Raw genomic sequence first — 14,308 nt, forward strand, 5'->3', positions numbered from 1 at the left:
GATTCACCTCGCTCAGGAAGACTTCCTCACACGGAGATACCACTCGCACAGCAGCCTGACCTGCTTTTCCGTGTAGCCCTTTTCAACCATCCGATCCACGAAGCTCTGGTGTTTCGACTTGTCCTCGGCCGAGGCCTTGGCATTGAACGAAATCACCGGCAGCAGATCTTCCGTGTTCGAGAACATCTTCTTCTCGATCACTTCGCGCAGCTTTTCATAGCTGGTCCAGGTCGGGTTGCGGCCGTTGTTGTTGGCGCGCGCCCGCAGCACGAAGTTCACGATCTCGTTGCGGAAGTCCTTCGGGTTCGCGATGCCCGCTGGTTTCTCGATCTTTTCCAGCTCGTCATTCAGCGCGCTGCGATCGAAGCTTTCGCCGGTTTCGGGATCGCGGAATTCCTCGTCCTGGATCCAGCAGTCGGCAAACGTCACGTAGCGGTCGAAGATGTTCTGGCCGTACTCGGAATAGGACTCCAGGTATGAGGTCTGGATTTCCTTGCCGATGAACTCCGCGTAGCGCGGCGCCAGGAAGCCCTTGATGAACTCCAGGTAGCGCCGGCGGACTTCGTCCGGATAGTCCTCGCGGCCGATCCGCTGCTCAAGCACGTACATCAGATGCACGGGGTTGGCGGCGACTTCGGTCTGGTCATAGTTGAAGACGCTGGACAGGATCTTGTACGCGAACCGCGTGGACACCCCGTTCATGCCTTCGTCCGTGCCGGCGTAGTCCTTGTACTCCTGCAGGGCCTTGGCCTTCGGATCCACGTCCTTCAGGCTTTCGCCGTCGTAGACCCGCAGCTTGGAATAGATGCTGGAGTTCTCGGGTTCTTTCAGGCGGGTCAGCACCGAGAATTGCGCCATCATGTCCAGCGTTCCCGGCGCGCACGGCGCCGCGGACAGCGAGCTGTGATGCAGCAGCTTCTCGTAGATGCGGACCTCTTCGGACACCTGCAGGCAGTACGGAACCTTGACGATGTAGATACGGTCGAGGAAAGCCTCGTTGTGCTTGTTGTTGCGGAAGGTCTGCCATTCCGACTCGTTCGAGTGAGCCAGGATCGCGCCGTTGAAGGGAATCGCGGAGAAGCCCTCGGTGCCCTTGAAGTTGCCTTCCTGGGTTGCCGTCAGCAACGGGTGCAGCATCTTGATCGGGGCCTTGAACATTTCCACGAACTCGAGCAGCCCCTGGTTGGCCAGGCACAGGCCGCCGGAATAGCTGTAGGCGTCCGGGTCGTCCTGCGAGTGGCGGTCGAGCTTGCGGATATCGACCTTGCCGACCAGCGAGGAGATGTCCTGGTTGTTCTCGTCGCCCGGCTCGGTCTTGGCGATGGCGATCTGGCGCAGCACCGAGGGGTTCAGGCGCACGACACGGAACTGCGAGATGTCGCCGTCGAACTCCTTCAGGCGCTTCACGGCCCAGGGCGACATGATGCCGCTCAGGTAGCGCCGGGGAATGCCGTATTCCTTTTCAAGCATGTCGCCGAAGCGTTCCGGATGGAACAGGCCGAGCGGAGACTCGTTCACCGGCGAACCCTTCAAGGCATAGATGGGATAGCTTTCCATCAAGGACTTGAGCCGTTCCGCGATGGACGACTTGCCGCCGCCCACCGGTCCCAGCAGATAAAGGATTTGCTTGCGCTCTTCCAGGCCTTGCGCGGCGTGCTTGAAGAACGCGACGATCTGCCCGATCACGTCCTCCATGCCGTAGAACTCCTGGAACGCCGGATAGCGCCGGATGGTCCGGTTGGAAAACAAACGGGAAAGACGTGGGTCGTTGCGCGTATCCACGATTTCAGGGTCGCCGATCGCGGCCAGCATGCGCTCGGCGGGGCTGGCGTATGCCATGGGATCGCGTTTGGCGAGGTTCAGGTACTCCTCGAGGGAGAGCTCCGATTCCTGCTCTCTTGCATACTGCGACTTGAAGCCTTCGACGATGTTTTGCACGGAAACCTCCTACAACACGCGAAAAATTCAATACGTCCCTACATGCCCATTGTGCCTCAGCGCCTACGCTTTATTAAACAATCTCGCGATAAGCATTTTCGGCTGGTTGTTATGTTGCTTTCGCCACACATCAACCCTAAGCACTATCGGGCCCTTTCCGTTTAGGCTGCACCCGCCGGATACAAGTTCCGTCAGGGAATGCAACTTACGTGAGCAAGTTCACTCGTTCGCCTTCAGCATATCGCCGCAGATCGCATGCATGATGCGGCCGCACATGAAATGGTCAGCAATGAATTGAAGGGATGAGCGATATCCCGGTGGATTCTTATGATCGGGCTTAAACCCGGTTCGCCCGCTATGCGATCGCAGCGGGCGGTCTGAACGGCGCTTTGCGTCTTCGTTCAGCAGCGTGCCGGTCGGTCATGAGAAGCGCCGATAACGCGGCACGGGAATCCGTGGTGACGAGGGCGCGCGGCACTGAGCGGGAAGGCCGTAAGCGCGTAGCGCCAAGTCATGTACCTATGCTAAAGCCAATTGACCGTTTTGTGGCAATTCATTTGCGCAATGCCGAAAATAGTAATGACAGAAGCGTCAACAAATGTATGCCGCTCGCATCGCTCATGAATCCAGCGTTGTCTCCACGCGTTTTCTCGCGGGCTGCAAACCCAGGCTGCGCGCGGCCCGCGACGAATTAGCAGCCACACATGGAGAGTGCTAGTATCCCTTGCGCCAACACGGATAACCCCGCGCGCGGGTAGATGAAATCTCGCAACTTTCAACGCGCGCTGCTTCGCTCCTGTCCGCTTCCACTCATTGCATCATGCTGCTTCGATCGCGGCCTGCCATCTCTCGAATCAAACGCCTCGCCGCATCGGCGCGCAGCGCCGTCCCCGCCATTGTTTGCGCTGCGCTGTTCCTGCCGCTTGCCGCCTGCGGCAGGCAGGACGCGGATCTGCCCAACGACGCATATGTCTGGCAAAGACGCTGGACGCCTGCCGTGACGCATGCCGTATCCGAAGCTGCGGACGTGGTGCGGACCTGGCGGGTGCTGGCTGGCGAGATGAGCGCGGACGGACGCTGGCACGACGCCGCGCCCGACCTTGCCGCCCTGGCCGCCGCCAAACGGCCCGCCATCATGGTTTTGCGGCTGGACGGACGCGCCGATGCCTTGCCGGACGCGGGCTCGGCGGCGCGGATCGTCGCCACGCGCGACGCCTGGCGACGCGCCGGCGTCACGCTGGCCGGCATTGAAATCGATTACGACTGCGCCACCTCGAAACTGCCCGCCTACGCCGCATTCCTTGCGGCATTGAAGGCTCGGCTGGACCCCGGCCTGGCGCTTTCGATCACCGCCTTGCCCACCTGGCTGAACAGTCCCGAACTCGACGCGCTGCTCCGGATTCCCGATGAATCGGTGCTGCAGGTCCATGCGGTGCTGAATCCGGCGCAAGGCCTGTTCGACGCCAAACGCGCGACGGCATGGCTCGCGGCGTACGCGAAGCGTACCCACCGGCCGTGGCGGGTTGCGCTGCCAGCCTACGGCACCCGCGTGGTGTGGGATGACGATGGCAACATCGCCGCGGTCGAAAGCGAGCGGCCGGCGTTGACGCCAGGCGGCCGCTCCAGCGAACTGGTGGCCAAGCCTGCGGCGATCGCAGCCTTTGCCGGACAGCTCGATCGCACCCCGCCGCCAGGCTTGGCGGGCATTGTCTGGTTCCGCCTGCCCACCGCCAGCGATGAGCGCGCCTGGAGCCTTGCCACATGGCGTGCGGTGCTGGCGCGCGCGCCGCTGCAGCCAGCGCTGGGCGTGACGGCGCGGGCGGCGAATGGCAATGGCGAAGGTCCGCAAGATTTGTTCCTGGCCAACACCGGCAACGCCGACGCTGCCCTGCCCTTCGCTATCCGCTGGGATGGCGCCTGCCGCGCGGCCGACGGCATCAATGGCTATACGCTGGAGCGCGACGTTGCCGGCATGTACCTGCGCCGCGCGCAAGACGGCCTGCTGCGCGCCGGCAGTCAACGCAATATCGGCTGGATACGCTGTGAAACCGAGCCCACCACCTTCCATGTACAACCGTAAATCGCTTGCATCGCTGTTGCTGCTGACCGCCGCCGTGGGCGCCGGCGTCGTCATCGCCTGCGGTCCGGACTTCCCCGCACAGTTGCTGGACGACCGCTCCGGCACCCTGCGCAGTACGCCCGCCAATTCCTTCGGCTACGAAGCCGCGCATCTGCTGGCGGCCACCGACACGCTGCGCGCCAACGAATCCTATGCGCTGCCCGATGGCAGCTATCGGCCGGACAGCATTCCGGAAGACTACGATCCCGCGCTGAACGCTGCGCAACGCGCGGCCGCGCGCGCCATGCGGGCCCTGCCGGATGGCGACCAGGCCTATAAAGCAGGCACTGCAATGCCCGAACCCGCGCGCCAGTACACCGCTGCCGCCGTGGATATCCGTGCGGGGGAATCCATGGGCGACGAATCCGCCCTGGCGCGCGCACGCTCGCGGCTGGGCGCCATTCTTGAACTTCCCGCGGAGCAATCGGCCATGCGTGGCGTCTGGGCCGCCTACATGCTGGCAGAAATCGGGGACGCGGCAGAGAGCGCGGATGATGGCCCGGGCGATGACGCCGCCTGGCGCGATCAGGCGGCGCGCGCGTATGCCCGCGTGCGTCAACTGGCCCGGGACGGCGCCGCGGACCCGCTGGGCCTGGCGGTGGCCAGCTACGGCCAGGAAGCGCGCCTGTTCCTGGCGGGTCCGCAGGGCCCGTGCGACTATGCGGACTTCGCCAACGCCTTGCCGTGCGCCGACGCCATCGCACCGGCGGCGATGCAGCAAGCCATCCGTCTCTATGCCGAACAGGCCGCGCGCGGCTCCCGCAGCGGAAGGGTATCGCTGCTCCTGCTGGCGGATTGGGCGTTGAGCGCGCCCGAGCGCGCAAGCCGGCTGATCGACGATCCCATCGCGCGGCGGCTGCTGGTGGTCTACGCGCTCGCCAGGGTCGGCGACATCGTGGACGGCAATCCCGACAGCGCGTTCGACACCTATGCCGCCTTCAACGCCACCGGCCACCACGGCTATGCCGATGCCGCGCTGGGCGCGCGCAACGTCGCCCCGAATCCGGCGCTGCAATCGCTGGTCGCCGCGCTGGAGAAGCAGGACTTGCGGCAAGTCCAGGATGCCGACCGGGTGGCGGCGCTGGCGTACCGCATCGGCCGCTATGATCTCGCGCAGTCGCTGGCCGGCAGGCTGGACACCGCCCTGGCCTGGTGGGTACGCGCCAAGCTGGCGATCCGCCAGGGCGACATGGCGCTGGGCGCGCAAGCCTACGCCCGGGCCGCCAGCGCATTTCCGCTGGCGGACGACAGCGTCGAAGCCTCGGGCGCGGCCCGCCTGAAGGCCGAACAAGGTGTGTTGGCCCTGTCCCGCGGACAATATATAGAGGCCCTGGACCAGTTGTTCCTGGCGGCAAGCGCGGCGAACGCCACCGACATACCCGACGAAGGCTGGCCGCTGTCTGCTTACTGGAACGACGCCGCCTACGTGGCCGAGCGCGTGCTGACGGTGGATGAACTCAAGGCCTATGTGGATCAGCAGGCGCCGGCATCGGCCGCGCCCGCGGAACCCGACGGGTTCCGGCACTTCGAGTATGAACGCTTCTATCAGTGGGCCCGGCAGCATCCGATTCCCGCCGCCGACCGGCTGCGCCAGCTCCTGGCGCGCCGCCTGGTGCGCGAAGGGCGCATCGATCAGGCGCTGGCCTACTTCCCGGCGGACGCCGATCCTCGCTTCGCCACCCTGGTTTACGAAGACGACAAGCTGCAAGTGGCGTCCGCCCCGTTCCGCCGCCTTGCCGCCGATTATGGCAAGGCGCTGCAACGGGCCGGCAACGCATGGGGCCGCACAGCCCGCGCGCAAGCCTGGTACGACGCCGCGCTGCTGGCGCGCCGCAACGGCCTGGAGATCATGGGCTATGAGCAAGGTCCGGATTTTGCGGTCTACGACGGCAACTACACCTATGGGGCGGGCCGCAGCGCCGAACGCTGGTGGGAAGACGACGCCGGCAGCCCGGCCCAGGCGCCCGCCGACACCGCGGAAGCACGCGCCGCGGCCGCGCTTGCCGGACCGTACATCACTTCCGGGGAACGTTCACGCTTTGCCGCCAGCGAGGCCCGTCCCTACTCACGCTTTCACTATCGCCAGGTCGCGGCCGGCCATGCGTCGCGCGCGGCGGATTTGCTGCCCCACCGGTCGCAGGCCTTTGCCGCCGTGCTCTGCCAGGGCACCCGCTACGTCATCGACGATGCGCCGGCCACCGCGGCGGCCATGTATCAGCGCTATATAGACCAGGGCGCCCAAGTGTCGTTCAGCGGGACCTTCGGCCGGGTATGCCCTGCGCCCGACTTCAAGGCGGCAGCCTGGTTCCACTACACGCAAGCCTGGAAGGCGTGGAGCCGCTTGCGTCACGACCATCCCGGTCTGCTGCTGGCGGCCGGCGCGCTGATCCTGGCGGGCGCCGGCGCGGCGGTCCTGGCCTGGCGCAATGCGGCGCGGACGCGCCCGCAGTCCCGGCGCTAGGAAAGCGCGGGCAGCGCGACTCGTTGCATCAGCTGTTGCCAGGTGTCGGCAACGCGCGCTCGCACGCACAGGTCCGCACCGACCCGCCCGGCCTCGATGAATTCGTAGCGCCGGGCGGCGTCCAGGTGCTCGAGCATCGGCAGCCGCACCATGCCCGCCGCGTCGCCCAGCAACACCGGCGCCAGGTACAGCAGCAGTTCATCCACGCAGCCCGCGGACACCAGGGCGCCGCTGAGTCCGGCTCCGGCTTCGACGTGGACCTCGTTGAACTGTTCCTGGGCCATCCAGCGCATCATCGCCGGCAGGTCGACCCGGCCCGGCTCCGTGCCCGGCAAGCACACCACGCGGGCATTCCGGGCCGCCAGGCGCTGCGCTTTCGCGGCGTCGTCGCGCGCGGTGAACAGGATGACTTCCGCGCCGTCGAACAGGCGGGCGTCCTCGGGAATCTGGAACAGGCCGTCCACGACGGCCTTGCGCGGCTGGCGGGGCGTATCGACGCCGCGCACATTGAGCTGGGGATCGTCTTTCAGGACGGTGCCCATGCCGGTCAGGACCACACAGCTGCGCGCCCGCCAGCGATGCCCATCGGCGCGGGCCTCGGGCCCGGTGATCCACTGCGACATGCCGTTATGCAGCGCGCTGCGGCCATCCAGCGACGCCGCCATCTTCATCCACACCCAGGGCAGCCCGCGGCTCATGCGCGAGATGAAGCCCGCATTCACGGCCAGCGCCTCCTCCCGGCAGACGCCCGTCGTCACCTCGATGCCGGCGTCGCGCAAGCGCGCCAGCCCCTGTCCGTTGACCAGCGGATTCGGATCGCCCATCGCCACCACGACGCGCGCCGGCCTCGCCGCCAGCACCGCGTCCACGCAAGGCGGCGTGCGGCCGAAATGGCTGCAGGGCTCCAGGGTGACATACAGGGTGGCGCCGGCGACCGACTCGCCGCGCGACCGGGCATCGCGCAGCGCGCAGACTTCGGCGTGCGGGCCGCCGGGCGGCTGTGTCGCCCCTTCGCCCAGCACGCGCCCGTCGCGCACGATCACGCAGCCGACCCGCGGATTGGGCGCGGTCGTGTACATGACGGTCTGCGCCAGCGCCAGGGCGCGTCGCATCCAGAAAAGGTCGTCGGTGTCGCTGGAAGTCTTCATGCTCAGGATTGTATGTCCGCCTCGCGCCGCCGAGGCCGGCCTTTCGGGCCTGCGCCGGAGGCGGCATCTGGATGTCCGTTTTGGGCCGTCCGGAGTCTCGGATGGCGCTCGCCCCAGCCCCGGATTGGAGTAAAAATAGCTCCATCCCCTTTAAACCCAATGGCCAGGAGGCCGGCAATGAAACAGGCATTGATCGTCATCGACGTACAAGAATCCTTCCGGCTGCGTCCGTTTTGGGATGAATCCGAGTATCCCGCGTTTCTGGCGCAGATCCAGCCCCTGATCGATTCGGCCGCCGCCCGCGACATTCCCGTTCTGCAGGTATTCCACACCAGCCCGTCCAGCGATCCCGCCAATCCGTTCTCGCTGGCTTCGGGACACGTCAGGACGCTCAAGGAACTGCGGATTTCTCCGACCGCCGTGTTCCACAAGACGGTCCATTCCTCGCTCTACGCGAAGGGCGAAGACGGCGCCACGCTGCACGATTGGCTGCTGAAGCACAGCATCGAAGGCATCATCGTGAGCGGCATCCGCACCGAGCAGTGCTGCGAAACCACGTCCCGCCACGCCAGCGACGCCGGCTTCAAGGTGCTCTTTCCCACCGACGCCACCCTCACCTTCGCCATGCAGAGCCCGTCCGGCAAGCACTACACGCCGGCCGAAATCCGCGACCACACCGAGCTGGTCCTGCAAGGCCGCTTTGCCCGCATCGTGCGCGCCGCCGACGCGCTGGCGGCGTAGGCAGCCGCCGGAGGCGTACATGATTCCCGTGTACTTCGTGGTGTCGCGGGGCATCGTCCTGCTGGACCTGGCGGGTCCGGCGGAAGCGTTCCGCGTCGCCAACAAACTTTGCCCCGGCACCTTCGAGCAGCACTTCTGCGGCCCTTCCAGCGACGTGGAAAGCGGCATTCCTGGCCTGCACCTGGCGCATGTCCGGTCCCTGCCCGCCGCGCTGCCTTCCAATGCGCTGGTCATCATTTCCGGCGTGGTGGGCAAGCACACGCAGCTGGACGACCCCGAGGCGCGCGCCATCGTGGCATGGCTGGCCATCCGGCATCCCGCCGACGGCTTCACGCTGATGACCGTGTGCGCGGGCGCGCTGTTCGCCGCAGCCGCGGGCCTCACCCGGCAACGCGAATGCACCACGCACCACTCCTGCCTGGAACAACTGGCCAGCCTGGACCCGAGCGCCCGCGTGCAGGACAACCGCATCTTCGTCGAAGACGGCAACCTGGTCAGCAGCGCGGGCATCACGGCGGGCATCGATCTGGCGCTGCACATGGTGTCGCGCCATTGCGGGCCGCGCGTCGCCAGCGAAGTCGCGCGCGACATGGTCGTCTATCAGCGCCGCGCCGGCACGGATTCCACGCTGTCGCCATGGCTGGACCATCGCAGCCACATGCATCCGGGCGTGCACCGGGTCCAGGATGCGGTCGTGCGCAATCCGGCGGCGCCCTGGTCGGCCCAATCGCTGGCGGACCAGGCGCACACCAGCCCCCGCCACCTGACGCGCCTGTTCCGCGAGCATGCGGGCTGCACGCCGATGGATTATCTCTATCAGATCCGGGTGGCGCTGGCGCGCGACCTGCTGCGCGAGACCCGGCTGGACCTGGAACGCGTGGCGGAGAAATCGGGATTCGGATCGGCGCAGCACATGCGCCGCGTCTGGCGCAAGTTCCAGCCGCTGACGCCCAGCCTCATGCGCGCCGCGCCCATGCAATAAACGGCGCCAATGCGCCGTCATTGCAAGCCTGGCCGCCTGTGGCGGGCTATTCCTTGCGCAGCTTGCCCGGCAGCAGCGGCCCCTGCATTTCGCGGATGGCCTCGACGAATTCGCCGATGTCCTCGAAGCTCTTGTAGACCGAAGCAAAGCGCACGTACGCCACTTTGTCCAGCTTGCGCAGTTCGTTCATGACGAGCTCGCCGATATGCTCCGTGGGTACTTCCCTTTGCCCGCTTGCCAGCAGCTGCTCTTCGATGCGGGCGACGGCCGCATCCACGTCCTCTGTGCTGACGGGACGCTTGCGCAGCGCCAGGCTCAGGCTGGCCCGCAGCTTGGCGGGGTCGTATTCGCTCCGGCTGCCATTGCGCTTGACGACGGAAGGCATGGCGAGCTCCACCCGTTCGTAGGTGGTGAATCGCTTGTCACAGGACAGGCAGCGGCGGCGACGGCGTATGGCGTCGCCCTCTTCGGACACCCGGCTGTCGACGACCTGCGTTTCGGCATTGCCGCAAAATGGACACCGCATGTGTGATCCCTAAAGGCGCTGATGGCAATAATTGAGCATATTGTAACGATGCGCCCTATGGGAAGCGCCAATATGGACGAATTCGTCCCCAATAGTATGGCGGAGTCCGCGACGGCGGACTCCGCTGGTCGGCCGCCAGTAAAACAAAGGGACGGCGCCTTGCGGGGCCGTCCCTTTGCCTGGGACCCTCGGGCGGAGACATGCTCCGCCCAGGAGTCGCTTGCTTACTTCTTGCCGTAGACCGGCAGGCGCGAGGTCAACTCGTTGACGCGGGCGCGCACTGCCGCGATGTTGGCTTCATCGCGCGGATTGTCCAGCACGTCGGCGATCAGGTTGGCGGTCAGTTCGGCTTCCGCTTCCGTGAAGCCGCGCGTGGTCATGGCAGGCGTGCCCAGGCGGATGCCGCTGGTCACGAAAGGCTTTTCCGGATCGTTCGGGATGGCGTTCTTGTTGACCGTGATGTGGGCCTGACCCAGCACCGCTTCCGCTTCCTTGCCCGTGATGCCCTTGGAACGCAGGTCCACCAGCATGACGTGGCTTTCGGTGCGGCCCGAGACGATGCGCAGACCACGCTTGACCAGCGTGTCGGCCAGCACCTTGGCGTTCTTGACCACTTGCTGCGCGTAGTCCTTGAACTCGGGCTCCAGCGCTTCCTTGAAGGCCACGGCCTTGCCGGCGATGACGTGCATCAGCGGACCGCCCTGGATGCCGGGGAAGATCGCCGAATTGATGATCTTCTCGTGCTCGGCCTTCATCATGATGACGCCGCCGCGCGGGCCGCGCAGCGACTTGTGCGTGGTCGACGTGACGAAGTCGGCGTGCGGGACCGGGTTGGGGTAGGCGCCGCCAGCGACCAGGCCGGCGTAGTGGGCGATGTCGACCATGAACAGCGCGCCGTTTTCACGGGCGATGCGGGCCATGCGTTCGAAATCGATGTGCAGGGCGTAGGCCGAGGCACCCGCCACGATCAGCTTGGGCTTGTGTTCCTTGGCCAGCTGCTCGACTTGCGCGTAGTTCAGGACTTCGTTTTCGTCCAGGCCGTACGAGATGAAGTTGTACAGCTTGCCCGAAGCGTTGACCGACGCGCCGTGCGTCAGGTGGCCGCCTTCGGCCAGGCTCATGCCCAGCACGGTGTCGCCCGGCTTGAGCACGGCCATGTACACGCCCTGGTTCGCCTGCGAACCCGAGTTGGGCTGCACGTTGGCGGCTTCGGCGCCGAAGATCTGCTTCAGGCGATCGATGGCCAACTGCTCGACCACGTCCACGTACTCGCAACCGCCGTAGTAGCGCTTGCCCGGGTAGCCTTCGGCGTACTTGTTCGTGAGCTGCGTGCCCTGGGCTTCCATGACGGCCGGGCTGGCGTAGTTCTCCGAAGCGATCAGCTCGATGTGCTGCTCTTGGCGAACGTCTTCCTTCTGGATGGCGGCCCAAACGTCCGGGTCAGCCTTGGACAGGGTGAGGTTGCGGTCAAACATGACGGGGGTTTCCTGAGGCGGTAAGAGAGAAGAAAACTGCGTCGGGTGGGTAAACCCGGAGAATGCTGAGTAGTTTACCGCGTCAGGCGAAATCAATTGCCGCCAAAATGGCCCGAACCTGGGCAAAATGCGCCGGACGGGCGCGAAAACCACGGCATCCCCCCGCGCCGGGAAACACCGCTCAACCCGATTTGAGAAACTTTCATGCAAAGCGCCACGTCAATAACCTACTCTGGAGTAGCCGCGGCCCATCCGCAATGGTCAGGGTGGCGCTGGCGCGCCTGAAGCGCGTGGCCGCCTGACGCAGCGAGACTCTCCCTCTGACGAAAAGGGCCGCATATGCGGCCCTTGGTTCATGGCGCGGCAGTCACGCGAACCTCAACGGATTTGCCAGCGCGTCCCAGCATGTCAACCAATGCATCCATCGTGAACTTGGCAGCCTTCTTGTTCACCACATCGGAAACCCGCGGACGCGAGATCATCAGGATTTTCGCGGCGTCGGCCTGCTTGAGGTGATGCTGCGCAATCCAGCAGGCCAGTTCGCTCATCAGCTGCTCCTTCAGGACTCTGATGTCATTGATCTGCTTGTCCGATGCGGCCAAGAGACATGCGGCCTCTGCTGGGGGAAAACCCAATTCCAGAAAGAGGTTCGCTCCTGCCGGAGTTACATGACGAATATCGGTATCAATCTTCATGCCCTCTGCTTCCTCGCGCTGATATGAGCGGCGCGGGCTGCCGCCACCCTCCACGGCTTCGACACCCTCTTGTCGAGGCCATGTCATTCCAGCAGAAGAACGAATGACCGCGCACGCAGGAACTGAAAACCAGACGGAAGGTACAGACGAAAAAAGGGCCGCATATGCGGCCCTTGGTTCATGGCGCGGCCGGAATCAGGCCGACGTTGCGCCGATCTGCTTGGGCGCCAGCTTCGGGTTCAGCGTGTAGGTGCCCGTGAGCGATGCCTGTGCCAGCACATGCTTCTGGATGGCGCGCAAGGCGTCCTCGCCGGTGAAGGAGCCCTGGAGGTTCAGGCTGGGAACGTCCAGCGCATACAAGGTGAACACGTAGCGGTGCACAAGCGCGTCGTTCCAGGGCGGGCAAGGGCCGTCATAGCCGAAGTAATCGCCGCTCATGTCGTGGTCATTGGCGAACCACGAGGAATAGGAGTTGATGCCCTGGCGCGCGTCCATCGGGGCCAGGGGACCGCCCTTGCCGCGCGGCGTGATGCCGTTGGAGAACACGCCTTCGTCGATCTCGCGCAGGTCGGCAGGCAAGTCCACCAGCACCCAGTGGAAGAAGTCCACGCGAGGCAGGTCGGCCGGCACTTCGCGGCCTTCCTGGTTGACGTCGTCGGGACGCGAGGGCACGTCGGGATCATGGCAGAGCAAGGCGAACGACTGCGTGCCCGCCGGAACATCGTCCCAGGAAAACTGCGGGTTGTAGTTGTCTGCCAGCGCGACGTGCGATTGCGCATCGATCCTGCCGAATGCATAGCGTTCGGGAATCGACTCGTGATCGGAAAAAGACAAACTCGAAAGTTCCATGTCGTGCTCCTTTAAATGCCGCAAAGGCGCCCTGCCCCTGTCTGTACCCTCAGCGTATCAAAACTTCGCAATTATGGGTTCAAGTTAACACGCGCAAACTTGCGCTTGCCCACCTGAACGACGTAAGTCCCAGGCGGTAATTGCAACGATTTGTCTTCCACGCGGTCGCCGTTGACTCGCACCCCGCCCTGCTCCACGTTGCGCTGCGCTTCCGAGCCGGACGCGACCAGGCCGGCTTCGCGCAGCAGCTTGAGGATGCCCACCGGCGCGCCGCCGATATTCACTTCGGGCATGTCTTCAGGGATGGCGCCATCGCGAAAGCGCGCTTCGAAGGACGCCAGCGCGTCGTCCGCCGCCTTGGCGGAATGGAAGCGCGCGATGATTTCCTGGGCCAGCATGACCTTGGCGTCGCGCGGATTGCGGCCGCCCTCGATCTCCTGCTTGAGCGCGGCGATGTCTTCCAGGCTGCGGAAAGACAGCAGCTCGAAGTAGCGCCACATCAGCGTGTCGGAAATCGACATGAGCTTGCCGAACATCGAATCGGGCGACTCCGAAATGCCGATGTAGTTGCCCTTGGACTTGGACATCTTCTCTACGCCGTCCGTCCCCACCAGCAAGGGCATCGTCAGGATGCACTGGGGCTCCTGGCCATACTCTTTTTGCAGTTCGCGCCCGACCAGCAGATTGAACTTCTGATCGGTGCCCCCCAGCTCCAGATCGGACTTCAGCGCAACCGAGTCGTAGCCCTGCATCAGCGGGTACAGGAATTCATGCACCGAGATGGGGATGCCGCCCTTGAAGCGCTTGGTGAAATCCTCGCGTTCCATCATGCGGGCCACCGTGTAGCGCGAAGCCAGCTGGATCATGCCGCGCGCGCCCAGGGGATCGCACCACTCGGAGTTGTAACGGATCTCGGTGCGGGCCGGGTCCAGCACCAGGCTGGCCTGCGCGTAATAGGTCTTGGCGTTGGCCTCGATCTGTTCGCGCGTCAGCGGCGGGCGCGTGCTGTTGCGGCCGCTGGGATCGCCGATGGTCGAGGTGAAATCGCCGATCAGAAAGATGACGTTATGGCCGAGGTCCTGCAGCTGGCGCATCTTGTTCAGCACCACCGTGTGGCCCAGGTGGATGTCCGGCGCGGTGGGATCCAGCCCCAGCTTGATGCGCAAGGGCACGCCGGTGGCGCGGCTCTTGGCCAGCTTGCGGGCGAATTCGGACTCGACCAACAGCTCATCGCAGCCACGCTTGGCTATACGCAGATCAGCTTCAACTTCAGGGGTGACAGGGGCTTCGGAGGGTGACATGACAGGGGGACCAATGCGGCTTCAGCCGACAAAAAGGTGTAAAAAGTGACGAAAACTATCGAAAATTCTAGCC

11 protein-coding genes are annotated in these 14,308 nt (G+C 64.9%); 4 read left to right on the forward strand and 7 right to left on the reverse strand.

The annotated features are described in order from the left end of the window. Positions 1 to 12: 12 nt before the first annotated feature. On the reverse strand, positions 13 to 1,929 hold the full coding sequence (locus tag HLG70_RS18700) for a PrkA family serine protein kinase (protein WP_419144824.1): 1,917 nt from the start codon (positions 1,927 to 1,929) through the stop codon (positions 13 to 15). A gap of 1,006 nt (positions 1,930 to 2,935) precedes the next feature. Between HLG70_RS18700 and HLG70_RS18705 the strand changes: the two genes are divergently transcribed. After that, positions 2,936 to 4,018 carry a DUF3142 domain-containing protein gene (locus HLG70_RS18705; protein ID WP_234103130.1) on the forward strand — a complete coding sequence of 361 codons (1,083 nt, stop codon included), beginning with the start codon at positions 2,936 to 2,938 and terminating at the stop codon, positions 4,016 to 4,018. Then, positions 4,005 to 6,518, forward strand: coding sequence for a hypothetical protein (locus HLG70_RS18710; RefSeq protein ID WP_171667278.1), 2,514 nt, complete (start codon positions 4,005 to 4,007; stop codon positions 6,516 to 6,518). The genes HLG70_RS18705 and HLG70_RS18710 overlap by 14 nt, the downstream gene beginning before the upstream one ends. Here HLG70_RS18710 and ribD read toward each other — a convergent pair. After that, complete coding sequence (gene ribD / locus HLG70_RS18715) at positions 6,515 to 7,666, reverse strand: bifunctional diaminohydroxyphosphoribosylaminopyrimidine deaminase/5-amino-6-(5-phosphoribosylamino)uracil reductase RibD (protein WP_171667277.1); 1,152 nt, start codon at positions 7,664 to 7,666, stop codon at positions 6,515 to 6,517. The genes HLG70_RS18710 and ribD overlap by 4 nt on opposite strands. Before the next feature lie 177 nt (positions 7,667 to 7,843). On the opposite strand from ribD, the gene HLG70_RS18720 reads away from it, so the two are divergent. After that, positions 7,844 to 8,407, forward strand: a complete 564-nt coding sequence (locus HLG70_RS18720; protein WP_171667276.1) for a cysteine hydrolase family protein — start codon at positions 7,844 to 7,846, stop codon at positions 8,405 to 8,407. 19 nt (positions 8,408 to 8,426) lie between these two features. Beyond that, complete coding sequence (locus HLG70_RS18725; RefSeq protein ID WP_171667275.1) at positions 8,427 to 9,389, forward strand: GlxA family transcriptional regulator; 963 nt, start codon at positions 8,427 to 8,429, stop codon at positions 9,387 to 9,389. 46 nt (positions 9,390 to 9,435) lie between these two features. Here the strand turns inward: HLG70_RS18725 and nrdR are convergent, their stop codons facing one another. The 5 genes from nrdR to tyrS form a co-directional block, all read right to left on the reverse strand. Continuing rightward, positions 9,436 to 9,915 carry a transcriptional regulator NrdR gene (gene nrdR / locus HLG70_RS18730; protein ID WP_171667274.1) on the reverse strand — a complete coding sequence of 160 codons (480 nt, stop codon included), beginning with the start codon at positions 9,913 to 9,915 and terminating at the stop codon, positions 9,436 to 9,438. Between the two features lie 224 nt (positions 9,916 to 10,139). Next, positions 10,140 to 11,390, reverse strand: coding sequence for a serine hydroxymethyltransferase (gene glyA, locus HLG70_RS18735; protein WP_171667273.1), 1,251 nt, complete (start codon positions 11,388 to 11,390; stop codon positions 10,140 to 10,142). Positions 11,391 to 11,743: 353 nt separating this feature from the next. Then, positions 11,744 to 12,085 carry a helix-turn-helix domain-containing protein gene (locus tag HLG70_RS18740; RefSeq protein WP_171667272.1) on the reverse strand — a complete coding sequence of 114 codons (342 nt, stop codon included), beginning with the start codon at positions 12,083 to 12,085 and terminating at the stop codon, positions 11,744 to 11,746. Positions 12,086 to 12,280: 195 nt separating this feature from the next. Further along, a complete protein-coding gene (locus HLG70_RS18745) occupies positions 12,281 to 12,934 on the reverse strand; it encodes a YbhB/YbcL family Raf kinase inhibitor-like protein (RefSeq protein ID WP_171667271.1) in 654 nt (217 codons plus the stop codon). Positions 12,935 to 13,005: 71 nt separating this feature from the next. Further along, positions 13,006 to 14,235, reverse strand: coding sequence for a tyrosine--tRNA ligase (gene tyrS, locus HLG70_RS18750; RefSeq protein WP_171667270.1), 1,230 nt, complete (start codon positions 14,233 to 14,235; stop codon positions 13,006 to 13,008). Positions 14,236 to 14,308 lie beyond the last annotated feature (73 nt).

It is taken from the genome of Achromobacter deleyi (assembly GCF_013116765.2).
In the GTDB taxonomy this organism is placed as follows: domain Bacteria; phylum Pseudomonadota; class Gammaproteobacteria; order Burkholderiales; family Burkholderiaceae_B; genus Achromobacter; species Achromobacter deleyi_A.